This is a genomic window from Streptomyces koelreuteriae (assembly GCF_018604545.1).
Lineage (GTDB): Bacteria > Actinomycetota > Actinomycetes > Streptomycetales > Streptomycetaceae > Streptomyces > Streptomyces koelreuteriae.
Window position 1 is genome coordinate 7,036,098 of record NZ_CP075896.1, and the last position, 22,117, is coordinate 7,058,214.

Here is a 22,117-nt window from a genome sequence, read left to right on the forward strand (position 1 = left end):
GGAGGGAAGCCCTCACGAGGGCCACTTGGAGGCGCCGGGCGCGAACTACGAGGCCTTGCGCGCCTCTTCACGCACCCGTTCCGCGACCTGTGGAGGCATCGGTTCGTGCCGCGCGTAACGGCGGCTGAACCGCGCCGTCCCGTGCGACAGCGACCGCAGGTCGACCGAGTACCGGCCGATCTCGATCTCGGGCACCTCGGCCCGGATCACCGTGCGCCCGCCGGGCGTCTGCTCGGTGCCGAGCACCCGGCCGCGCCGCCCCGACAGGTCGCTCATCACGGCACCCACGAAGTCGTCGCCGACCAGCACCGACACCTCGGCCACCGGCTCCAGCAGATGGATCCGTGCCTCGGACGCCGCCTCCCGCAGCGCGAGCGCGCCGGCCGTCTGGAACGCCGCGTCGGAGGAGTCCACCGAGTGCGCCTTGCCGTCCAGGAGGGTCACCCGTACGTCGATGAGCGGATGCCCGGCGGCGACTCCCTTGGCGGCCTGGGACCGTACGCCCTTCTCCACCGACGGGATGAACTGCCGCGGCACCGCCCCGCCGACGACCTTGTCGACGAACTCGATGCCGGAGCCGCCCGGCAGCGGTTCGACCTCGATCTCGCAGATGGCGAACTGACCGTGCCCGCCGGACTGCTTGACGTGCCGGCCGCGTCCGCCCGACCTGTCCGCGAAGGTCTCGCGCAGGGACACCTTGTGCGGCACGACGTCGACCTGGACGCCGTAGCGGCTGCGCAGCCGTTCCAGGGCGACGTCGGCGTGCGCCTCGCCCAGGCACCACAGGACCACCTGGTGGGTGTCCTGGTTCTGTTCGAGCCGCATCGTCGGATCCTCGGCCACCAGCCGGGCCAGGCCCTGGGAGAGCTTGTCCTCGTCCGGCTTGCTGTGCGCCTGGATGGCCAGCGGCAGCAGCGGGTCGGGCATCTGCCACGGCTCCATGAGCAGCGGATCGTCCTTGGCGGACAGGGTGTCCCCGGTCTCGGCGCGGCTCAGCTTGGCCACACAGGCCAGGTCGCCCGCGATGACGTGCGACACCGGCCGCTGCTGCTTGCCGAAGGGGGTGGACAGGGCGCCGATCCGCTCGTCGACGTCGTGGTCCTCGTGGCCCCGGTCGGACAGTCCGTGCCCGGAGACGTGGACCGTCTGGTCGGCCCTGAGGGTGCCGGAGAACAGGCGGATCAGCGACAGCCGGCCGACGTAGGGGTCGGAGGAGGTCTTCACGACCTCCGCGACCAGCGGCGCGTCCGGGTCGCAGGGCCTGAGCTCGCGCGGCTTGCCGTCGATCGTGGTCACCCGCACCGTCTCGTGCTCCAGCGGCGTCGGGAAACCCCGCGTGATCAGCTCCAGCACCTCCACCGTGCCGAGCCCCTGCCGGCCGCCGTCGGACGCGGGGGCGGCGGCCAGGACGGGGAAGAAGACCCCGCGCGCGACGGCCCGCTCCAGGTCCTCGATCAGCGTCCCGACGTCGATCTGCTCCCCGCCGAGATAGCGGTCCATGAGGGTCTCGTCCTCGCTCTCCGAGATGATCCCCTCGATCAGCCGGTTGCGGGCCTCCTCGATCAGCGGCAGCTCGTCCTCGCCCGGCTCCGACTCCTTGCGCTCGCCGGTCGAGTAGTCGAACAGCTTCTGCGACAGCAGCCCGATCAGACCGGTCACGGGCGCGTGCCCGTCCGGTGCCTGCGGGCCGTGCAGGGGCAGGTATAGCGGCAGGACAGCGTCGGGGTCGTCCGCGCCGAAGGCCTCGGCGCAGATCCGCGTCATCTCCTCGAAGTCGGCGCGCGCCGCCTCCAGGTGCGTGACGACGATGGCCCGGGGCATGCCCACGGCCGCGCACTCCTCCCAGACCATGCGGGTCGAGCCGTCCACGCCGTCCGAGGCCGAGACGACGAAGAGGGCCGCGTCCGCCGCTCGCAGACCGGCCCTGAGCTCACCGACGAAGTCGGCGTATCCGGGGGTGTCGAGAACATTGACCTTGATGCCGTCCCATTCGACGGGCACCAGGGAGAGCTGTACCGAGCGCTGCTGCCGGTGCTCGATCTCGTCGTAGTCGGAGACGGTGCCGCCGTCCTCCACACGGCCCGCCCGGTTCACCGCCCCCGCTGTGAGCGCGAGGGCTTCCACCAACGTGGTCTTGCCCGATCCGGAGTGGCCGACCAGCACCACATTCCGTACGGACTGAGGGTGGTCGGCCGCTAGCGCCCTGCCGGCGGCCCCAGGGTGTGTCTGTCCTTTGTCGCCCATGATCCTGCCTCCCGTGCACGGTGAGGTCACTGTGGGCGCGGACACGCGGAATCCGCGTGCATGGCGGCTCCGGCGACGCCCGCGGTTATTCGAGCTTTCCACTCCCGTCACGGTGCGTCCATACGAAGGACGCGATCGCGCCGCCCACCAGCGCCGCGCCGGATCCACCGCAGGGGTCCGGGTGCCCGCCCCTCGGCCACGCGCGCGCGTGGCTACGATGGGCCAGCCGGTGGCCAGCAGGGGCCATGCGGCGACACCGACCCTCGGGAAGGCCATGCTGAACAAGTACGCGCGTGCATTCTTCACGCGTGTCCTCACACCGTTCGCCGCGTTTCTCATCCGGCTGGGCGTCAGCCCCGACGCCGTCACGCTCATCGGCACCGCCGGTGTGGTCGCGGGCGCGCTGGTCTTCTACCCCATGGGCGAGTTCTTCTGGGGCACGATCGTGATCACACTCTTCGTGTTCTCCGACCTCGTCGACGGCAACATGGCCCGCCAGCTCGGCCGCTCCAGCCGCTGGGGCGCCTTCCTGGACTCCACGCTCGACCGGGTCGCCGACGGCGCGATCTTCGCCGGCTTCATCCTCTGGTACGCCGGGGGCGGCGACGATCTCGTCCTGTGCGCCGTCTCGATCTTCTGCCTGGCCAGCGGCCAGGTGGTGTCGTACACCAAGGCCCGCGGCGAGTCGATCGGTCTGCCGGTCGCCGTCAACGGGCTCGTCGAGCGGGCCGAGCGGCTGGTGATCTCGCTGGTCGCGGCCGGGCTCGCGGGCCTGCACGGGTTCGGTGTGCCCGGCATCCAGTACCTGCTGCCCGTCGCCCTGTGGATCGTCGCCGTGGGCAGCCTCGTCACGCTGATCCAGCGGGTCGTCACGGTCCGCCGGGAGTCCGCCGAGGCCGAGGCCGCCGCGCAGGACAATGAGGGCAAGCAGCACAACGCCTCTCACGGGAGCGAGGCGGCCACGTGAGCGCACAGGACCGGCTGACGGACACGCTGTACGGCCTCGGCTGGAGCACCGTCAGGAAGCTCCCCGAGCCCGTCGCCGTACGGCTCGGGAACACCATCGCCGATCTCGCCTGGAAGCAGCGCGGCAAGGGCGTGCAACGCCTGGAGAGCAACTACGCGCGCGTGCTGCCCGACGCCGGCCCCGAGCGGCTGGCGGAGCTCTCCCGCGCGGGCATGCGCTCCTACCTGCGCTACTGGATGGAGTCCTTCCGGCTTCCCGCCTGGAGCGAGGAGCGGATCAAGGGCGGTTTCGACGCCAAGGACATCCACTACCTCACCGAGGGCATGGCCGCGGGCAACGGCGTCGTACTCGCCCTGCCGCACCTGGGCAACTGGGACCTCGCCGGTGCCTGGGTCACCACCGAGCTGGGCATACCGTTCACGACGGTGGCCGAGCGCCTGAAGCCGGAGACGCTGTACGACCGGTTCGTCGCCTACCGAGAGAGCCTCGGCATGGAGGTCCTGCCGCACAGCGGCGGCACCGCCTTCGGCACCCTGGCCCGGCGGCTGCGCGACGGCGGCCTGGTCTGTCTGGTCGCCGACCGCGACCTGTCCGCCTCCGGTGTCGAGGTCGACTTCTTCGGCGACACCGCCCGGATGCCGGCCGGACCCGCCCTGCTCGCCCAGCAGACAGGCGCCCTGCTGCTCCCCGTCACCCTCTGGTACGACGACTCGCCCGTCATGCGGGGCCGCCTCCACCCACCGGTGGAGGTGCCCGAGTCAGGCACCCGCGCCGAGAAGACGTCCGTGATGACACAGGCGCTGGCCGACGCCTTCGCCTCGGGGATCGCCGACCATCCGGAGGACTGGCACATGCTGCAGCGCCTGTGGCTCGCGGACCTCGATCCAGCGAAGGGATCCACGTGAGGATCGGCATCGTCTGCCCGTACTCCTGGGACGTACCGGGCGGCGTCCAGTTCCATATCCGCGACCTGGCCGAATACTTCATCCGCCTCGGCCACGAGGTGTCCGTCCTCGCCCCGGCGGACGACGACACCCCGCTGCCGCCGTACGTCGTCTCGGCCGGGCGCGCGGTGCCGGTGCCGTACAACGGCTCGGTGGCCCGGCTGAACTTCGGCTTCCTCTCGGCGGCCCGGGTGCGCCGGTGGCTGCACGACGGCGCGTTCGACGTGATCCACATCCACGAGCCGACCTCGCCCTCGCTGGGCCTGCTGACCTGCTGGGCGGCGCAGGGCCCGATCGTCGCCACGTTCCACACGTCCAACCCACGCTCCCGGGCCATGATCGCCGCCTACTCGATCCTCCAGGCCGCCCTGGAGAAGATCAGCGCCCGGATCGCGGTGAGCGAGTACGCCCGGCGCACGCTGGTGGAGCACCTCGGCGGGGACGCGGTGGTGATCCCGAACGGCGTGGACGTCGACTTCTTCGCCGAGGCCGAGCCCAAGGCCGAGTGGCAGGGCGACACGATCGGCTTCATCGGGCGCATCGACGAGCCCCGCAAGGGACTGCCGGTGCTCATGAAGGCCCTGCCGAAGATCCTCGCCGCCCGTCCGGGGACCCGGCTGCTGGTCGCCGGGCGCGGCGACGAGGAGGAGGCGGTGGCGACCCTCCCGGCCGAGCTGCGCTCCCGCGTCGAGTTCCTCGGCATGGTCAGCGACGAGGACAAGGCCCGCTTCCTGCGCAGCGTCGACCTGTACATCGCGCCCAACACCGGCGGCGAGAGCTTCGGCATCATCCTCGTCGAGGCCATGTCCGCCGGCGCCCCCGTCCTCGCCTCCGACCTGGACGCCTTCGCCCAGGTCCTGGACCGGGGCGAGGCCGGCGAACTCTTCCCGAACGAGGACGCCGACGCCCTCGCCGACGCGGCCGTCCGGCTGCTGGACGACCCGGAGCGGCTCGCGGAGCTGCGCGAGCGGGGCAGCGCCCATGTACGGCGCTTCGACTGGTCCACCGTCGGCGCGGACATCCTCTCCGTCTACGAGACGGTGACGGCGGGCGCGGCGGCGGTGGCCGAGGACGACCGGGTGACGGGGCTGCGGGCCAGGCTGGGGTTCGCCCGGGACTGAGGCCGGGCTGACGGGTTCATTTCAGGCCACGCCGAAGGGCGGCCCAGGCGGGCGTCCTTCGGCGTCGCGCGTGATCGAACACACAGATCACTGGCGATCTTTCCGTCTCGCTCACGTGTGCGAAGTGGCTCCTGTGACTTGAGTGAAAAACGGATGGATCATGGCGGCGACTCGAATATACGGTGCAGTGGGTAGCTGACCTGCTGCCCTTCGTAACGGAGGAGGACGCCATGGACGAGCAGATCGAGCTCTCGACCACCGAGCCTTACGCGCCGCCGATGCTGACCGAGGTCGGGGAGTTCAACGAGGACACCCTGGGCTTCATCGGCTGGGGCAACGACATCTTCGGTCACTACTCCGGCGACTTCTGATCGTCGCCTTCGTAGGTAATCGGGGGACGTGAGCAGATGAGCAGCACCGGGTTCGTGGTCCTGCCGGACACGGCAGCCGCGGCCGATGCGCGCGCGGCCGCCCCGTGGGCGTCGCCCGAGGAGTTCTCACACCACTCGGGGCGCCCATGGCTGGTGGGCCGGTGGTCACCCGGTGAGATCACGGTGGTCACAGCGGGCCCGGTGCGGGTGGCGGCGGTCGGGGTATGCCCGGTCTCCGCCACCCGGCTCTCCTCCCTGGCCGCCCGCATACGGACGGTGTCCGACGCGGACGCGCTGGCGACGAGCCTGCCCGGCTCCTGCCACCTGGTGGTCTCGGCCGGTGGCGAGGTGCGCTTCCAGGGCAGCGCCACCGGACTGCGCCGGGTGTTCCGCACCCGGGTGCACGGGGTCGAGGTGGCAGCGGACCGGGCCGATGTGCTCGCCGCGATGACCGGTGCCGGAATCGACGAACAGGCCTTGGCCCTCCGCGTGGCCACCGGGGGATTCCTGCCACCGCCCCTCGGTGACCGGCCACTGTGGTCCGGGATCTCGCCGCTGGCGCCGGACCACGCTCTGGTGTGGGAGCGCGACCGCGTGCACGAGACACGGTGGTGGCAGCCACCGGCTCCAGAGCTGTCGCTGGCGACGGGTGCCGAAGCCGTCCGAGAGGCCCTGACCTCGGCCCTCCGCGACCGTGGCCCCGACCGAGGCCGGTTGAGCACGGATCTGTCCGGCGGCATGGACTCGACGTCCCTGTGCTTCCTCGCCGCCCGGCACGCGCCCGACCTGGTGACCTTCCGATGGGGTGAGGCCGAGGCGGGCAACGACGACGCCGCCTTCGCCGCCCACGCCATCGCCTCCCTCGACCGGGCCGAGCACCTCGTGGTTCCCCCCGGCGAACTCCCGGCCCTGTTCACCGACGCCGGAGAAGCGGTGGACACCGAGGAGCCCTATCCCTTCGTCCGCACCCTTGCCCGCACCCGCCACACCGCACGGCTCCTGGCCGCGAGCGGATCGCGCAGACACCTCGCCGGACACGGCGGAGACGAACTGTTCACTCCGTTTCCCGGCTACCTTCATGCCCTGCTCCGACGCCGTCCGCTGACCGCCCTGCGGCATGTCCGCGGATACGGTGCGCTGAAACGCTGGCCCGTACTGCCCACCCTGGCCGCGCTGTCCCGCCCCGGTGACGAGGCAGCCTGGTGGCGGACCCAGGCCGACCTGCTCACCGCCCCGCCCCCGCCGAGACGCCGGCCCGCTCTCGGGTGGGGCCTGTGGACGCTGCGCGCACCGACGTGGGCCACCGGCACGGCGACCGACGCGGCCCGGGAGGCCCTGCGCGACACAGCGACCCGCGTACAGCCGCTCTCCGACGACCTGGCCCAGCACCAGTCGCTGCTCGCCATGCGCGCCAGTGCCCCGTGGTACCGGTTGCTGGCCCGCGTGTTCGCCGACGACGGCGTGCAACTCGACTCGCCGTTCTTCGACGACCGTGTGGTGGAAGCGGTCCTGGCGGTCCGGGCGCACGAACACGCCGGCCCCTGGCGGTACAAGCCGCTGCTGGCCGAAGCCATGCGCGGCATCGTGCCGGAAGCCGTGCTGGGCCGTTCCACCAAGGGCGAGTTCAGCGACGAAGCCAACAGCGGGCTGCGCCGCAATCTGCCCGCGATTCTGGACATGTTCGAGGACTCGGCCCTGGCCGCCCACGGACTGATCGACCCCGGCGAACTGCGCACCCGGCTGCTCGCGCCCCAGCCGGACAATTCCGCGAGGATCGCGCTGGAACCCCTGATCGGTTGCGAGACCTGGCTGCGCGCCGCCACCCGCCCCGCCCCTGCCTGGAGGTTCGAAGCCCGTGCGTCTGCATCCTGATGTGAGCACCACCGACACCGACGACGGCACGGTCCTGCTCAACGAACGCACCGGCCGGTACTGGCAGTTGAACAACACGGGTGCCCATGTGCTCCACCGGCTGCTCGACGGGCGCGAACCCGCCGCCATCGCCGCCGACCTCGCGGACCGGTACGGCATCGAACCACAGCAGGCCGAACGCGACGTCACCGCCGTGATCGAGCGACTGCTCGGCTCGAAACTGGTGATCTCTTGAGCATGTCCGTCGCGCTGGCCGGACGACGCCGGCTGCCCCCGCACCGCCGCGTGCTTCCCCTGCTGATCGTGGGCGTGGCCCGTCTGCTGGCCCGGGCCAAACCCTCCCGACTGCGCACCGTTCTGGAATTCGCCCGCCGTGGCGCGGCACCCGCGACGGCCGCCCAGGCCCTGCGGGCGCGCGAAGAGGTCGTGTCGGTCAGCCTGCGCTGTGCCGGGCAGGGATGCCTGCAACGCTCCATCGCCACCGCCCTGCTCTGCCGGGCGCGCGGCGTGTGGCCCACCTGGTGCACCGGAGTCCGCACCCACCCGTTCGCCGCCCATGCCTGGGTCGAGGCCGAGCGGCAACTCATCGGCGAGGGCCATCCCAAGGGCCACTTCAAGACGCTCATGTCCATCCCGCCGGTGTCGACCGACCGGAGTCGCTGACCGCCCTCGAGTTGGGGCGGTGATCAGGGTGCCGGGCAGGGCGGGGTGAACCGGCAGGCCCCTCGGGCCGCTAGCCTTGCCGCCCGTGACCACCACTCTCATCTGGATCGCCGTCGCCCTGGTCGCGATCGGGCTGTACCTGAGCTGGACCGCCGGCCGGCTCGACCGTCTCCACGCCCGGATCGACGCCGCCCGGGCCGCCCTGGACGCGCAGTTGCTGCGCCGCGCCTCGGTGGCGCAGGAACTGGCCACGTCGGGTGTCCTCGATCCGGCCGCCTCGATCGTGCTCTACGAGGCCGCGCACGCCGCCCGCCAGGCGGAGGAGGAACAGCGGGAGGTCGCCGAGAGCGAACTGAGCCAGGCGTTGCGGGCCGTCTTCGCGGAGGCACAGCAACTGGAGGCGGTGCGGGAGGCGCCCGGGGGAGAGGAGGCCGCCACCGAGCTCGTACAGGCGGTACGACGCGTCCCCATGGCCCGGCGCTTCCACAACGACGCCGTACGCGCCGCTCGCGCCCTGCGCCGCCACCGCAAGGTCCGCTGGTTCCGGCTGGCCGGCCACGCGCCGTTCCCGATGGCCTTCGAGATGGACGACGAACCACCGGCCGTGCTGGCGGACCGCTCGGGCTCCTGACAACGGGACATCCCGCCGCCCCGGAGCCAAAACGATCCACCGGCTTCTCATTGGCCCTTGCTGTGGCCTGGTCCCCTCACGTTTCCTCGGTGCTGCACAAAACCCCTCTTTCCCAGCAGCGAGGTCACCCGTGTCCATCTCCGAAAACCAGGCTCCCGAGACCGGCACCGCCCGTGTGAAGCGCGGCATGGCCGAGCAGCTCAAGGGCGGCGTCATCATGGACGTCGTCACGCCGGAGCAGGCGAAGATCGCCGAGGACGCGGGCGCCGTCGCCGTCATGGCCCTGGAGCGGGTCCCGGCCGACATCCGCAAGGACGGCGGTGTGGCCCGCATGTCCGACCCGGACATGATCGAGGGCATCATCGAGGCCGTCTCCATCCCGGTCATGGCCAAGTCCCGCATCGGCCACTTCGTCGAGGCCCAGGTGCTGCAGTCCCTCGGCGTCGACTACATCGACGAGTCCGAGGTCCTCACCCCGGCCGACGAGGTCAACCACAGCGACAAGTTCGCCTTCACCACCCCCTTCGTCTGTGGCGCCACCAACCTGGGCGAGGCCCTGCGCCGCATCGCCGAAGGCGCCGCGATGATCCGCTCCAAGGGCGAGGCCGGCACCGGCAACGTCGTCGAGGCCGTCCGCCACCTGCGCCAGATCAAGAACGAGATCGCCCGCCTGCGCGGCTACGACAACAACGAGCTGTACGCCGCCGCCAAGGACCTGCGCGCCCCGTACGAGCTGGTCAAGGAGGTCTCCGAACTGGGCAAGCTCCCGGTCGTGCTGTTCTCCGCCGGCGGCGTCGCCACCCCGGCCGACGCGGCCCTGATGCGCCAGCTCGGCGCCGAGGGCGTCTTCGTCGGCTCCGGCATCTTCAAGTCCGGCGACCCGGCCAAGCGCGCCGCCGCCATCGTGAAGGCCACCACCTTCTACGACGACCCGAAGATCGTCGCTGACGCCTCCCGCAACCTCGGCGAGGCCATGGTCGGCATCAACTGCGACACCCTCCCCGAGACCGAGCGCTACGCCAACCGCGGCTGGTAAGGCACAGGAACCCATGAGCGACACCCCCGTCATAGGCGTCCTGGCCCTCCAGGGCGACGTACGGGAGCACCTCGTCGCCCTGGCCGCGGCCGATGCCGTGGCCAGGCCGGTGCGGCGCCCCGAAGAGCTCGCCGAGGTGGACGGCCTCGTCATCCCCGGCGGCGAGTCCACCACCATCTCCAAGCTGGCCGTCCTGTTCGGCCTGATGGAACCGCTCCGCGCGCGCGTGCGGGACGGTCTGCCCGTCTACGGCACCTGCGCCGGCATGATCATGCTCGCCGACAAGATCCTCGACCCGCGTTCGGGCCAGGAGACCATCGGCGGCATCGACATGATCGTCCGCCGCAACGCCTTCGGCCGGCAGAACGAGTCCTTCGAGGCGTCCGTCGACGTCCAGGGCGTCGAGGGTGCGCCCGTGGAGGGCGTCTTCATCCGCGCCCCGTGGGTCGAGTCCGTCGGTGCCGAGGCCGAGGTGCTCGCCGAGCACGACGGCCATATCGTCGCGGTGCGTCAGGGCACCGCTCTGGCCACGTCGTTCCACCCGGAACTGACCGGCGACCACCGTGTGCACGGCCTGTTCGTGGACATGGTGCGCGCGAACCGTACAGCCGAGTCCTTGTAGGATTCCTGCGTTCGTTGCTGAGATGGGTTACGCGAAGGAGACAGGCAGATGTCCGGCCACTCTAAATGGGCCACGACTAAGCACAAGAAGGCCGTGATCGACGCCAAGCGCGGCAAGCTCTTCGCGAAGCTGATCAAGAACATCGAGGTCGCGGCGCGCATGGGCGGCGTCGACCTCGAAGGAAACCCGACGCTCTACGACGCCGTCCAGAAGGCCAAGAAGCAGTCGGTTCCGAACAAGAACATCGACTCCGCGATCAAGCGCGGTGGCGGTCTCGAGGCGGGTGGCGCCGACTACGAGACGATCATGTACGAGGGCTACGGACCGAACGGCGTCGCGGTGCTCATCGAGTGCCTCACCGACAACCGCAACCGCGCGGCCTCCGACGTCCGCGTCGCCATGACCCGCAACGGCGGCTCCATGGCGGACCCGGGATCGGTGTCGTACATGTTCAGCCGCAAGGGCGTCGTCATCGTCCCCAAGGGCGAGCTGGGCGAGGACGACGTCCTCGGCGCCGTCCTGGACGCGGGCGCCGAAGAGGTCAACGACCTCGGCGAGTCCTTCGAGGTCATCAGCGAGGCCACCGACCTGGTCGCGGTCCGCACCGCCCTCCAGGAAGCCGGCATCGACTACGACTCCGCCGACTCCAGCTTCGTGCCGTCCGTCCAGGTCGAGCTGGACGAGGAAGGCGCCAAGAAGATCTTCAAGCTGATCGACGCGCTCGAGGACAGCGACGACGTGCAGAACGTCTTCGCCAACTTCGACGTCAGCGACGAGATCATGGAGAAGGTCGACGCGTAACGCTGCCGCGGGCCGCGAGTCTCGGCGGGCCGGTGGGACACGTCCCACCGGCCCGCCGCTGTTGTCAGTGCCAGCGGATAGCCTGGCGGCAGTCAAAGATCACCGTCCACGGACCGTAACCATCAATTGAGGAACCCCGACGGTGCTCAGCCAGGTCCGCGAGAGCGGCGGCGGTTCAGCCGCAAAGAGGGGAGGGCGCGCGTGCGCGTGCTGGGGGTGGACCCGGGACTGACCCGGTGCGGTGTCGGCGTCGTCGAGGGCGTCGCCGGACGGCCGCTCACGATGATCGGCGTCGGCGTCGTCCGGACACCGGCGGACGCCGACCTCGGCCACCGCCTCGTCGCCGTCGAACAGGGCATCGAACAGTGGCTGGACGAACACCGGCCGGAATTCGTCGCCGTGGAGCGTGTCTTCAGCCAGCACAACGTCAGTACGGTGATGGGCACCGCCCAGGCCAGCGCCGTCGCCATCCTGTGCGCCTCGCGACGCGGGATCCCCGTGGCGCTGCACACCCCGAGCGAGGTCAAGGCCGCCGTCACCGGCAGCGGCCGCGCCGACAAGGCCCAGGTGGGCGCCATGGTGACCCGCCTGCTCCGGCTCAGCGCGCCGCCCAAACCGGCCGACGCGGCCGACGCCCTCGCCCTCGCCATCTGCCACATCTGGCGCGCCCCCGCGCAGAACCGACTCCAGCAGGCCGTCGCCCTGCACACAGCCAAAGCATCGAAAGGCCGTACGACATGATCGCCTTCGTCAGTGGCACGGTCGCCGCGCTCGCCCCCGACGCCGCGGTCGTCGAGGTCGGCGGCGTCGGCATGGCCGTGCAGTGCACGCCGAACACGCTGTCCACGCTCCGCATCGGCCAGGCGGCCAAACTGCACACCTCCCTCGTCGTACGGGAGGACTCCCTCACCCTCTACGGCTTCGCGGACGACGACGAACGGCAGACCTTCGAGCTCCTGCAGACGGCGAGCGGCGTGGGACCGAGACTCGCCCAGGCGATGCTGGCCGTGCACACCCCGGACGCCCTGCGCCGGGCGGTCGCCACCGCCGACGAGAAGACGCTCACCGCCGTCCCCGGCATCGGCAAGAAGGGCGCCCAGAAGCTGCTCCTTGAGCTGAAGGACCGGCTAGGCGAGCCGCTCGGCGCCCCGGCCGTGGGCATGCCCGTCAGCACCGGCTGGCGTGACCAGCTGCACGCGGCCCTGATCGGCCTCGGCTACGCGACCCGGGAGGCCGACGAGGCCGTGACCGCCGTCGCTCCGCAGGCCGAGGCCGCCGAGGGCGCTCCGCAGGTCGGCCAGCTGCTGAAGGCCGCCCTCCAGACCCTGAACCGCGCCCGCTGAACCCCACACACCGAGGCACACCATGAACTGGGACGACACGACCGACACGACCGGCACCGCCGCCGACCGGCTCGTCGGCGCGTCCGCCGACCGTGAGGACCAGGCCGTCGAGGCCGCGCTGCGCCCGAAGGACCTGGGCGAGTTCATCGGCCAGGAGAAGGTCCGAGAACAGCTCGACCTCGTCCTGCGCGCCGCCCGCGCGCGTGGCGCCACCGCCGACCATGTGCTGCTCTCCGGCGCCCCCGGCCTCGGCAAGACCACCCTGTCGATGATCATCGCGGCCGAGATGGAAGCCCCCATCCGCATCACCTCGGGCCCCGCCATCCAGCACGCCGGCGACCTCGCGGCGATCCTCTCCTCCCTCCAGGAGGGCGAGGTCCTCTTCCTCGACGAGATCCACCGCATGTCCCGCCCCGCCGAGGAGATGCTGTACATGGCGATGGAGGACTTCCGAGTCGACGTCATCGTCGGCAAGGGCCCGGGAGCCACCGCCATCCCCCTGGAGCTGCCCCCCTTCACCCTGGTCGGCGCCACCACCCGCGCGGGCCTGCTGCCACCCCCGCTGCGCGACCGCTTCGGCTTCACCGCCCACATGGAGTTCTACGAACCGGCCGAACTGGAGCGGGTCATCCACCGCTCGGCGAGCCTCCTGGACGTCGAGGTCGAGCCGGAGGGCGCCGCCGAGATCGCCGGCCGCTCCCGCGGCACCCCCCGCATCGCCAACCGCCTGCTGCGCCGCGTCCGGGACTACGCCCAGGTCAAGGCCGACGGACTGATCACCAAGGACATCGCGGCAGCCGCCCTCGCCGTCTACGAGGTGGACGAGCGCGGCCTCGACCGCCTCGACCGCGGAGTCCTGGAAGCCCTGCTCAAGCTGTTCGGCGGCGGCCCCGTCGGACTGTCCACGCTCGCTGTCGCGGTGGGGGAGGAGCGTGAGACGGTGGAAGAGGTCGCCGAGCCCTTCCTGGTAAGGGAGGGCCTGCTGGCCCGCACCCCGCGCGGCAGGGTCGCCACCCCCGCCGCCTGGGCGCATCTCGGCCTCACCCCGCCCCGCTCCCAAACCGGCGGAAGCGGACAACAGGACCTGTTCGGGGCGTGACGGAGCCGTCACCGTTCCGGGACGGCGAGGCCAGTGGCCGCGGCAGGAACCCCGGTGCCATGCTGAGCGTTGTTCCATGCGCGCGGACTCGCTTAGACTCCGCCGATGCCGCCTTTGTCGGCGGCGTACATACCCCCAACCATCTGGCCGCTCACAGCGCGGTCGTGTGAAGGAAGTACCGACCCGTGAGTCTCCTGACCCTCCTCCCGTTCATTGTGCTCATCGGGGCCATGTTCCTCATGACCCGGTCGGCCAAGAAGAAGCAGCAGCAGGCCGTGGACATGCGGAACCAAATGCAGCCCGGCAGCGGTGTCCGCACCATCGGGGGCGTGTACGCCACGGTCAAGGAGGTGCACGAGGACACCGTCCTCGTCGACGCCGGTCCGGGTGTCGAGCTCCTGTTCGCCAAGAACGCCATCGGTGCCGTCCTCACCGACGACGAGTACAACCGCATCGTCCACGGCGTCGAGCACGACCTGAAGTCCGACGCCGACATCGTCCCGGACGACGCCTCCTCCCTCACCGAGACCGACGACTCCGCCGCCGACACCGGCGCTGACGACAAGGCCGTCGACCTCGGCAAGAAGGACACGGCCGACGAGCCGGCCGGCGACGACGCCCCGGCCTCCGAGGCGAAGACGGACGCGGAGGCCAAGACGGACGCAGAGCCGAAGAAGACCGACGGCGGCTCCGAGGCGAAGTAGTCGTTTCCCGGGGTGCGCGGGCCCTGCCCGCGCTCCCCGGGACACGCCCAGCTCGCACGGAGTCCCGACACCATGTCATGGCCGCCCGTCCGCCGATCCGGAGCGAGGTGGCCCGAGAGGGAGTACGAGAAGGTGGCCACACCTAAAAAGGGCCGGAGCGCGAGCGCCCATGGCAAGCCGGGGCGCTCGCTGGTCCTGATCCTGATCGCCCTCGTGGCGCTCACCGGTGGGATGTTCGCCTCGGGGCACACGAAACCGCGTCTCGGCATCGACCTGGCCGGCGGTACGAGCATCACGCTCCAGGCGGTTCCAGAGGCCGGCAACGAGGCGGCGATCAACAAGACCAACATGGACACCGCCGTCTCCATCATGGAGCGCCGGGTCAATGGTCTGGGTGTCTCCGAGGCCGAGGTGCAGACCCAGGGCAACAAGAACATCATCGTCAACATCCCCAAGGGCACGAACTCCGAGCAGGCCCGCAAGCAGGTCGGCACCACCGCCAAGCTCTACTTCCGCCCGGTCCTCACGACCGAGGTCTCCGGCGGCGGCAAGACGGCCAGCCCTTCGCCCAGCGGCACCGGAAGCCCCACGGACAAGCCGTCCGGCAAGGCCAGCGACAAGCCCGAGGCCACCGACAAGAACTCCGCCTCCCCGTCGGCCACGCCCACCACGCAGGGCCGCGCGGTCACCGACGCGCTGAAGGCCGACGCCACACCGTCGGCGAGCGCCTCGGACGACAAGGCCAAGGCCAGCCCCTCCCCGTCGGCGAGCGGTGGCGCCGGTGAGGCCGACGCCGCAGCACTGCAGGCGAAGTACGCCAAGCTCGACTGCACCGACAGGAAGACCCGCTCCACCGTGGGCGACGGTGTCAAGGCCTCCGAGATGACGCTGGCCTGCGGCCAGAACGCGCAGGGCCAGTGGCAGAAGTACATCCTCGGCCCCGCCGCGGTCGACGGCACCGACGTCGACAAGGCCCAGGCCGTCCTGAACACCCAGACCGGTGCCGGCTGGACGGTCACGATGGACTTCACGGACGCGGGTGCCAAGAAGTTCGCCGACATCACCGGCAAGCTGGCGCAGAACCAGTCCCCGCAGAACCAGTTCGCGATCGTCCTGGACGGCGACGTCGTCTCCGACCCGTACGTCCGCCAGGCCCTGACCGGCGGCAACGCGGAGATCTCCGGCAACTTCAACCAGCAGTCCGCCGAGGACCTCTCCAACATGCTGAGCTACGGCGCGCTGCCGCTGACCTTCAAGGAGGACAGCGTCTCGACCGTCACCGCCGCGCTCGGCGGTGACCAGCTGAAGGCCGGACTCATCGCCGGTGCGATCGGCCTGGCGCTGGTCGTCATCTACCTGCTGGCCTACTACCGCGGCCTGTCGTTCATCGCGATCCTCTCGCTGCTGGTCTCGGCCGCCCTGACCTACACGATCATGGCCCTGCTCGGCCCGGCCATCGGCTTCGCGCTGAACCTGCCGGCCGTGTGCGGTGCCATCGTCGCCATCGGCATCACAGCGGACTCGTTCATCGTGTACTTCGAACGCGTCCGCGATGAGATCCGGGAGGGCCGCTCCCTGCGCCCCGCCGTCGAGCGGGCCTGGCCGCGCGCCCGGCGCACCATCCTGGTCTCCGACTTCGTGTCGTTCCTCGCCGCCGCCGTGCTCTTCATCGTCACCGTCGGCAAGGTCCGGGGCTTCGCGTTCACGCTCGGTTTGACCACCCTGCTCGATGTGGTCGTCGTGTTCCTCTTCACCAAGCCGCTGCTGACGCTGATGGCCCGGCGCCCGTTCTTCGCGAACGGCCACAAGTGGTCCGGCCTCGACCCGAAGAGCCTGGGCGCCCAGCCGCCGCTGCGCCGTACCCGGCGTCCCGCCGCCCCTGCCGACCCGAAGGAGGCCTGAGATGTCGAAACTCGGCAACCTCGGCGCCCGACTCCACCGCGGCGAGGTCGGCTACGACTTCGTCAAGAACCGCAAGATCTGGTACGGCGTCTCGATCCTCATCACCATCCTGGCCATCGTGGGCCTGGCGGTGCGCGGCCTGAACATGGGCATCGAGTTCCAGGGCGGCGCCGTCTTCACCACCCCGAAGAACACCAGCGCCTCGGTGTCCCAGGCCGAGGAGTACGCGGAGCAGGGCTCCGGCCACGACGCCATCGTCCAGGAGCTCGGCGACGGCAGCCTGCGCATCCAGGTTTCCGGAATCGACACCGGCGAAGCCGACAAGATCAAGAACAGTCTCGCCGAGGACCTCAAGGTCGACGGCGAGCAGATCAACGCCGAACTGGTCGGCCCCAGCTGGGGTGAGCAGATCGCGAACAAGGCCTGGCAGGGCCTCGGCATCTTCCTGATCCTCGTCGTGATCTATCTGGCGATCGCCTTCGAGTGGCGCATGGCCATCGCCGCCTTCGTCGCCCTGATCCACGACATCACCATCACCGTCGGCATCTACGCCCTCGTCGGCTTCGAGGTCACGCCCGGCACGGTGATCGGTCTGCTCACGATCCTCGGTTATTCGCTGTACGACACGGTCGTGGTCTTCGACAGCCTCAAGGAACAGACCAAGGACATCACCAAACAGACCCGCTGGACCTACAGCGACGTCGCCAACCGCTCGATCAACAGCACCCTGGTCCGCTCGATCAACACCACGGTGGTCGCGCTGCTGCCGGTCGCGGGCCTGCTGTTCATCGGTGGCGGTGTCCTCGGCGCCGGCATGCTCAACGACATCTCGCTGTCGCTGTTCGTCGGCCTCGCCGCCGGTGCGTACTCCTCGATCTTCATCGCCACGCCGCTCGTCGCCGACCTCAAGGAGCGCGAGCCGCAGATGAAGGCCCTGAAGAAGCGCGTCCTGGCCAAGCGTGCCGCCAAGGGCGAGACGCCTGAGACGGAGACCGACGAGGAGGTCTACGCCGACGAGCCCGAGGACGTCGCTCCGGCCGTCGTGGGCCCGCGCAACCAGCCGGCGTCCCGCAACCGCGGCCGGGGCCGCCCCTCGGGGAAGCGCCGATGACCGACATCAAGGAACTGCTGCTCAGCCGTATCAGGGACGTGGCCGACTACCCGGAGCCGGGCGTGATGTTCAAGGACATCACCCCGCTCCTGGCGGACCCGGCGGCGTTCACCGCGCTCACCGACGCGCTCGCCGAGATCGCCGAGAATGCCGGCGCCACCAAGATCGTCGGTCTCGAGGCCCGTGGCTTCATCCTCGGCGCCCCGGTCGCCGTCCGCGCCGGCCTCGGCTTCATCCCCGTACGCAAGGCGGGCAAGCTCCCCGGAGCCACCCTCGGCCAGGCCTACGACCTGGAGTACGGATCGGCCGAGATCGAGGTGCACGCCGAGGACCTGGTCACCGGCGACCGCGTCCTGATCGTCGACGACGTCCTGGCCACCGGCGGCACCGCCGAGGCCTCGGTCCAGCTCATCCGCCGGGCCGGAGCGGAGGTCGCCGGTCTCGCCGTCCTCATGGAGCTCGGCTTCCTCGGCGGCCGGACCCGTCTGGAGCCGGCGCTGAGCGGGGCCCCGCTGGAGGCGCTGCTCACGGTCTGAGCAGCCCACCGCTGCCCGGTGGACACCGGCACGACACCGCGGAGGCGGGCCCGGAGGAATCCGGTGCCCGCCTTCGGCGTTCCCGGGGTAGACGGTCCTCACATTGGCCTGAAGGCGATCCTGGGGCACAGGATGGCTACCATGGGGTCTCCGGAGCCTGACCGGGGGACCCGGAAAGCGCACGAGGAGCCCTCTTTGTCAGACGAGGCCCAGCACCTGACCGCCGCCAAGCCCGAGTCCGCCTCGGCAGCGGCCAAGCCCGCGCCGAACGCGCCGCACGCGAAGAACGACACCCGCGGGCCGGTCGAGCACGTCCAGTCGGCGGCCGTCGACAAGCCGGCCGAGCAGTCGCGCCCCAAGCCCGCTCCGCCCGCGGTGCGCCAGGCAGGCGGCCAGCCCGCCCGCACCGGCTCCTCCAACCGGGTCCGGGCCCGCCTCGCCCGGCTCGGCGTCCAGCGCGCCAACCCGTACAACCCGGTGCTGGAGCCGTTGCTGCGCATAGTGCGCGGCAACGACCCGAAGATCGAGACGGCGACGCTCCGCCAGATCGAGAAGGCCTACCAGGTCGCCGAGCGCTGGCACCGCGGCCAGAAGCGCAAGAGCGGCGACCCGTACATCACGCACCCCCTCGCCGTGACGACCATCCTCGCCGAGCTGGGCATGGATCCGGCCACGCTGATGGCCGGCCTGCTGCACGACACGGTCGAGGACACCGAGTACGGCCTGGACGACCTGCGCCGTGACTTCGGCGACGTCGTCACCCTGCTCGTCGACGGCGTCACCAAGCTGGACAAGGTCAAGTTCGGCGAGGCGGCCCAGGCCGAGACCGTGCGCAAGATGGTCGTCGCCATGGCCAAGGACCCCCGCGTCCTGGTCATCAAGCTCGCCGACCGCCTGCACAACATGCGCACCATGCGCTACCTCAAGCGCGAGAAGCAGGAGAAGAAGGCGCGCGAGACCCTGGAGATCTACGCGCCGCTCGCCCATCGCCTGGGCATGAACACCATCAAGTGGGAGCTGGAGGACCTCGCCTTCGCGATCCTCTACCCCAAGATGTACGACGAGATCGTACGGCTGGTGGCCGAGCGGGCACCGAAGCGTGACGAGTACCTGGCCATCGTCACCGACGAGGTCCAGCAGGACCTGCGGTCGGCTCGGATCAAGGCGACCGTCACCGGACGGCCCAAGCACTACTACAGCGTCTACCAGAAGATGATCGTCCGCGGCCGTGACTTCGCGGAGATCTACGACCTGGTGGGCATCCGCGTCCTCGTGGACACCGTCCGCGACTGCTACGCGGCCCTCGGCACGGTGCACGCGCGATGGAACCCGGTCCCCGGCCGGTTCAAGGACTACATCGCGATGCCCAAGTTCAACATGTACCAGTCGCTGCACACGACGGTGATCGGCCCCGGCGGCAAGCCCGTCGAGCTGCAGATCCGCACCTTCGACATGCACCGCCGCGCCGAGTACGGCATCGCCGCGCACTGGAAGTACAAGCAGGAGGCCGTCGCCGGCGCCTCGAAGGTCCGCACCGACGCCCCCAAGTCGTCCGGCAAGAGCAAGGACGATCACCTCAACGACATGGCGTGGCTGCGGCAGCTCCTGGACTGGCAGAAGGAGACCGAGGACCCGGGCGAGTTCCTGGAGTCCCTGCGCTTCGACCTCTCCCGCAACGAGGTCTTCGTCTTCACCCCCAAGGGCGACGTCATAGCGCTCCCGGCCAGCGCCACCCCGGTGGACTTCGCGTACGCGGTCCACACCGAGGTCGGCCACCGCACCATCGGCGCCCGCGTGAACGGCCGCCTGGTGCCGCTGGAATCCACCCTCGACAACGGCGACCTGGTCGAGGTCTTCACCTCCAAGGCGGCCGGCGCCGGACCCTCCCGCGACTGGCTCGGCTTCGTCAAGTCACCGCGGGCCCGCAACAAGATCCGGGCCTGGTTCTCCAAGGAGCGCCGCGACGAGGCGATCGAGCAGGGCAAGGACGCCATCGTCCGCGCGATGCGCAAGCAGAACCTGCCGATCCAGCGCATCCTGACCGGCGACTCCCTGGTGACCCTCGCGCACGAGATGCGCTACGCGGACATCTCCGCCCTGTACGCGGCGATCGGCGAGGGCCATGTCTCCGCGCAGAACATCGTGCAGAAGCTCGTCCAGGCGCTCGGCGGCGAGGAGGCCGCCACCGAGGAGATCGACGAGTCGGTCCCGCCGGCCCGCGGACGCAGCCGCAAACGCCGCTCCAGCGCCGACCCGGGCGTCGTCGTCAAGGGCGTCGACGACGTGTGGGTCAAGCTGGCCCGCTGCTGCACGCCCGTCCCCGGAGACCCCATCATCGGCTTCGTCACCCGCGGAAGTGGCGTATCGGTTCACCGCAACGACTGCGTGAACGTGGAGTCGCTGTCCCGCGAGCCCGAGCGCATCCTCGAGGTCGAGTGGGCGCCCACCCAGTCCTCGGTCTTCCTGGTCGCCATCCAGGTCGAGGCCCTGGACCGCTCCCGGCTGCTCTCGGACGTCACCCGTGTGCTGTCCGACCAGCACGTCAACATCCTCTCCGCGGCCGTCCAGACCTCCCGCGACCGCGTCGCCACCTCCCGCTTCACCTTCGAGATGGGCGACCCGAAGCATCTGGGCCATGTGCTGAAGGCGGTCCGGGGCGTGGAGGGCGTCTACGACGTGTACCGGGTGACGTCGGCGCGCAGCAGGTCGTAGCCGGCGGTCGCACAGAGAGACCACGCGAAAGGGGGCTCCCGTACGGTCATGTACGGGAGCCCCCTTTCGCTGTGCTGATCAGCCTCCGAACTCCTGCAGACCCTTCTGCGCCTGGTCCAGCAGCGCCTGGCGGCCCTCGAGCTCACGCTCGAGCTTGTCGGCCCTGGCGTTGTTGCCCTGCGCACGGGCCTGCTCGATCTGGCCCCGCAGCTTGTCCACGGCGGCCTGGAGCTGGCCGGTCAGACCCTCGGCACGCGCGCGTGCCTCCGGGTTCGTCCGGCGCCACTCGGCCTCCTCGGACTCCTGGAGGGCCCGCTCGACGGCGTGCATCCGGCCCTCGACCTTGGGCCGCGCGTCGCGCGGCACATGGCCGATGGCCTCCCAGCGCTCGTTCACGGAACGGAACGCGGCCCGGGCCGCCTTCAGATCCGTGACCGGCAGGAGCTTCTCGGCCTCCTCGGCCAGCTCCTCCTTGAGCTTCAGGTTCTCCGCCTGCTCGGCGTCCCGCTCGGCGAAGACCGAGCTGCGGGCCGCGAAGAACACGTCCTGGGCGCCGCGGAAGCGGTTCCACAGATCGTCCTCGTGCTCGCGCTGCGCACGGCCCGCGGCCTTCCACTCCGCCATCAGCTCGCGGTAGCGGGCCGCCGTCACGCCCCAGTCCGTCGAGTTCGACAGCGCCTCGGCCTCGGAGACCAGCCGTTCCTTGGTCCGCCGGGCCTCCTCGCGCTGGGCGTCGAGCTGCGCGAAGTGCTGCTTGCGGCGCTTGGAGAACGCCGACCGCGCGTGCGAGAACCGGTGCCACAGCTCGTCGTCGGACTTGCGGTCCAGGCGCGGCAGGCCCTTCCAGGTGTCCACCAGGGCCCGCAGCCGCTCACCGGCCGCCCGCCACTGGTCGGACTGCGACAGCTCCTCGGCCTCGGCGACCAGCGCCTCCTTGGACTTGCGCGCCTCGTCGGACTGCTTGGCCCGCTGCGCCTTGCGCTCCTCGCGGCGCGCCTCCACCTGTTCCACGAGCTTGTCCAGCCGGACCCGCAGGGCGTCCAGGTCGCCCACCACGTGGTGCGCGTCAACCTGCTCCCGGATGTGGTCGATGGCGACCTGGGCGTCCTTCGCGGACAGGTCGGTGGTCTTCACTCGCTTCTCGAGGAGGCCGATCTCGACAACCAGGCCCTCGTACTTGCGCTCGAAATAGGCCAGCGCCTCTTCAGGAGTGCCTGCCTGCCAAGAGCCGACAACCTGCTCGCCGTCGGCCGTACGCACGTACACGGTCCCCGTCTCGTCGACGCGGCCCCACGGGTCGCTGCTCACAGCGCCTCCTCCACATGATGCCTGCGAGGGGCCTCAGCACCCCCGGGCATCGTCCACAGTTTCGTCACGGCCAACATAGGCGACCGGCGGGGGGCGTGTCCGCATCCCGCGCGACCGAAATTTCGCAGTT

General features: G+C 70.5%; 21 protein-coding genes. 19 read left to right on the forward strand and 2 right to left on the reverse strand.

The features are described from left to right. Positions 1 to 45: 45 nt before the first annotated feature. Positions 46 to 2,244, reverse strand: coding sequence for an elongation factor G-like protein EF-G2 (locus KJK29_RS31750; protein ID WP_215122599.1), 2,199 nt, complete (start codon positions 2,242 to 2,244; stop codon positions 46 to 48). A 217-nt stretch (positions 2,245 to 2,461) separates the two neighbouring features. Here KJK29_RS31750 and pgsA point away from each other — a divergent pair, with 217 nt between their 5' ends. From pgsA to relA, 19 genes are all read left to right on the forward strand, one after another. Next, the gene (gene pgsA / locus KJK29_RS31755; protein ID WP_215122600.1) at positions 2,462 to 3,211 is read left to right on the forward strand and encodes a phosphatidylinositol phosphate synthase; all 750 of its coding nucleotides are present in this window, start codon (positions 2,462 to 2,464) and stop codon (positions 3,209 to 3,211) included. After that, positions 3,208 to 4,116, forward strand: coding sequence for a phosphatidylinositol mannoside acyltransferase (locus KJK29_RS31760; protein ID WP_215122601.1), 909 nt, complete (start codon positions 3,208 to 3,210; stop codon positions 4,114 to 4,116). Before pgsA ends, KJK29_RS31760 begins: the two co-directional genes overlap by 4 nt. After that, a complete protein-coding gene (locus KJK29_RS31765; protein WP_215122602.1) occupies positions 4,113 to 5,276 on the forward strand; it encodes a glycosyltransferase family 4 protein in 1,164 nt (387 codons plus the stop codon). Before KJK29_RS31760 ends, KJK29_RS31765 begins: the two co-directional genes overlap by 4 nt. 230 nt (positions 5,277 to 5,506) lie before the next feature. After that, a complete protein-coding gene (locus KJK29_RS31770; RefSeq protein ID WP_215122603.1) occupies positions 5,507 to 5,647 on the forward strand; it encodes a lasso RiPP family leader peptide-containing protein in 141 nt (46 codons plus the stop codon). Between the two features lie 36 nt (positions 5,648 to 5,683). Continuing rightward, entirely contained in the window at positions 5,684 to 7,519 is a 1,836-nt protein-coding gene (locus tag KJK29_RS31775; protein ID WP_215122604.1) for a lasso peptide isopeptide bond-forming cyclase, read from the forward strand. A gap of 1 nt (position 7,520) precedes the next feature. Further along, positions 7,521 to 7,754, forward strand: a complete 234-nt coding sequence (locus KJK29_RS31780) for a lasso peptide biosynthesis PqqD family chaperone (protein WP_251057987.1) — start codon at positions 7,521 to 7,523, stop codon at positions 7,752 to 7,754. Then, entirely contained in the window at positions 7,751 to 8,182 is a 432-nt protein-coding gene (locus tag KJK29_RS31785) for a lasso peptide biosynthesis B2 protein (RefSeq protein WP_370869172.1), read from the forward strand. Before KJK29_RS31780 ends, KJK29_RS31785 begins: the two co-directional genes overlap by 4 nt. Before the next feature lie 85 nt (positions 8,183 to 8,267). Continuing rightward, positions 8,268 to 8,813 carry a LemA family protein gene (locus KJK29_RS31790; protein WP_189726466.1) on the forward strand — a complete coding sequence of 182 codons (546 nt, stop codon included), beginning with the start codon at positions 8,268 to 8,270 and terminating at the stop codon, positions 8,811 to 8,813. Positions 8,814 to 8,943: 130 nt separating this feature from the next. Continuing rightward, positions 8,944 to 9,849, forward strand: coding sequence for a pyridoxal 5'-phosphate synthase lyase subunit PdxS (gene pdxS / locus KJK29_RS31795; RefSeq protein WP_215122607.1), 906 nt, complete (start codon positions 8,944 to 8,946; stop codon positions 9,847 to 9,849). Positions 9,850 to 9,862: 13 nt separating this feature from the next. Then, positions 9,863 to 10,471, forward strand: a complete 609-nt coding sequence (pdxT, locus tag KJK29_RS31800; RefSeq protein ID WP_215122608.1) for a pyridoxal 5'-phosphate synthase glutaminase subunit PdxT — start codon at positions 9,863 to 9,865, stop codon at positions 10,469 to 10,471. Positions 10,472 to 10,519: 48 nt separating this feature from the next. Further along, positions 10,520 to 11,272, forward strand: coding sequence for a YebC/PmpR family DNA-binding transcriptional regulator (locus KJK29_RS31805; protein WP_215122609.1), 753 nt, complete (start codon positions 10,520 to 10,522; stop codon positions 11,270 to 11,272). Positions 11,273 to 11,473: 201 nt separating this feature from the next. Continuing rightward, positions 11,474 to 12,013 carry a crossover junction endodeoxyribonuclease RuvC gene (gene ruvC, locus KJK29_RS31810; protein ID WP_215122610.1) on the forward strand — a complete coding sequence of 180 codons (540 nt, stop codon included), beginning with the start codon at positions 11,474 to 11,476 and terminating at the stop codon, positions 12,011 to 12,013. After that, positions 12,010 to 12,615 (forward strand): Holliday junction branch migration protein RuvA, encoded by a 606-nt coding sequence (gene ruvA, locus KJK29_RS31815; RefSeq protein ID WP_215122611.1) that lies wholly within the window; start codon positions 12,010 to 12,012, stop codon positions 12,613 to 12,615. The genes ruvC and ruvA overlap by 4 nt, the downstream gene beginning before the upstream one ends. A gap of 22 nt (positions 12,616 to 12,637) precedes the next feature. After that, positions 12,638 to 13,714 (forward strand): Holliday junction branch migration DNA helicase RuvB, encoded by a 1,077-nt coding sequence (gene ruvB, locus KJK29_RS31820; protein ID WP_215122612.1) that lies wholly within the window; start codon positions 12,638 to 12,640, stop codon positions 13,712 to 13,714. 185 nt (positions 13,715 to 13,899) lie between these two features. Continuing rightward, positions 13,900 to 14,418 (forward strand): preprotein translocase subunit YajC, encoded by a 519-nt coding sequence (yajC, locus tag KJK29_RS31825; RefSeq protein ID WP_215122613.1) that lies wholly within the window; start codon positions 13,900 to 13,902, stop codon positions 14,416 to 14,418. 132 nt (positions 14,419 to 14,550) lie between these two features. Then, positions 14,551 to 16,320 carry a protein translocase subunit SecD gene (gene secD / locus KJK29_RS31830; RefSeq protein WP_215122614.1) on the forward strand — a complete coding sequence of 590 codons (1,770 nt, stop codon included), beginning with the start codon at positions 14,551 to 14,553 and terminating at the stop codon, positions 16,318 to 16,320. Position 16,321: 1 nt separating this feature from the next. Beyond that, positions 16,322 to 17,431 carry a protein translocase subunit SecF gene (gene secF, locus KJK29_RS31835; RefSeq protein WP_215122615.1) on the forward strand — a complete coding sequence of 370 codons (1,110 nt, stop codon included), beginning with the start codon at positions 16,322 to 16,324 and terminating at the stop codon, positions 17,429 to 17,431. Next, positions 17,428 to 17,967, forward strand: a complete 540-nt coding sequence (locus KJK29_RS31840; protein WP_215122616.1) for an adenine phosphoribosyltransferase — start codon at positions 17,428 to 17,430, stop codon at positions 17,965 to 17,967. Before secF ends, KJK29_RS31840 begins: the two co-directional genes overlap by 4 nt. A 195-nt stretch (positions 17,968 to 18,162) precedes the next feature. Continuing rightward, positions 18,163 to 20,679 (forward strand): GTP pyrophosphokinase, encoded by a 2,517-nt coding sequence (relA, locus tag KJK29_RS31845; protein ID WP_215122617.1) that lies wholly within the window; start codon positions 18,163 to 18,165, stop codon positions 20,677 to 20,679. 78 nt (positions 20,680 to 20,757) lie between these two features. Here relA and KJK29_RS31850 read toward each other — a convergent pair whose 3' ends face one another. Continuing rightward, positions 20,758 to 21,987, reverse strand: coding sequence for a DUF349 domain-containing protein (locus KJK29_RS31850; protein ID WP_215122618.1), 1,230 nt, complete (start codon positions 21,985 to 21,987; stop codon positions 20,758 to 20,760). Between the last annotated feature and the right edge of the window lie 130 nt (positions 21,988 to 22,117).

Coding starts and splice junctions, on each gene's coding strand:
- KJK29_RS31750 (WP_215122599.1), bottom strand. CDS start 2,244: ATGGGCGACAAAGGACAGACACACCCTGGGGCCGCCGGCAGGGCGCTA.
- pgsA (WP_215122600.1), top strand. CDS start 2,462: ATGGGCCAGCCGGTGGCCAGCAGGGGCCATGCGGCGACACCGACCCTC.
- KJK29_RS31770 (WP_215122603.1), top strand. CDS start 5,507: ATGGACGAGCAGATCGAGCTCTCGACCACCGAGCCTTACGCGCCGCCG.
- KJK29_RS31775 (WP_215122604.1), top strand. CDS start 5,684: ATGAGCAGCACCGGGTTCGTGGTCCTGCCGGACACGGCAGCCGCGGCC.
- pdxT (WP_215122608.1), top strand. CDS start 9,863: ATGAGCGACACCCCCGTCATAGGCGTCCTGGCCCTCCAGGGCGACGTA.
- KJK29_RS31805 (WP_215122609.1), top strand. CDS start 10,520: ATGTCCGGCCACTCTAAATGGGCCACGACTAAGCACAAGAAGGCCGTG.
- ruvA (WP_215122611.1), top strand. CDS start 12,010: ATGATCGCCTTCGTCAGTGGCACGGTCGCCGCGCTCGCCCCCGACGCC.
- ruvB (WP_215122612.1), top strand. CDS start 12,638: ATGAACTGGGACGACACGACCGACACGACCGGCACCGCCGCCGACCGG.
- secF (WP_215122615.1), top strand. CDS start 16,322: ATGTCGAAACTCGGCAACCTCGGCGCCCGACTCCACCGCGGCGAGGTC.
- KJK29_RS31840 (WP_215122616.1), top strand. CDS start 17,428: ATGACCGACATCAAGGAACTGCTGCTCAGCCGTATCAGGGACGTGGCC.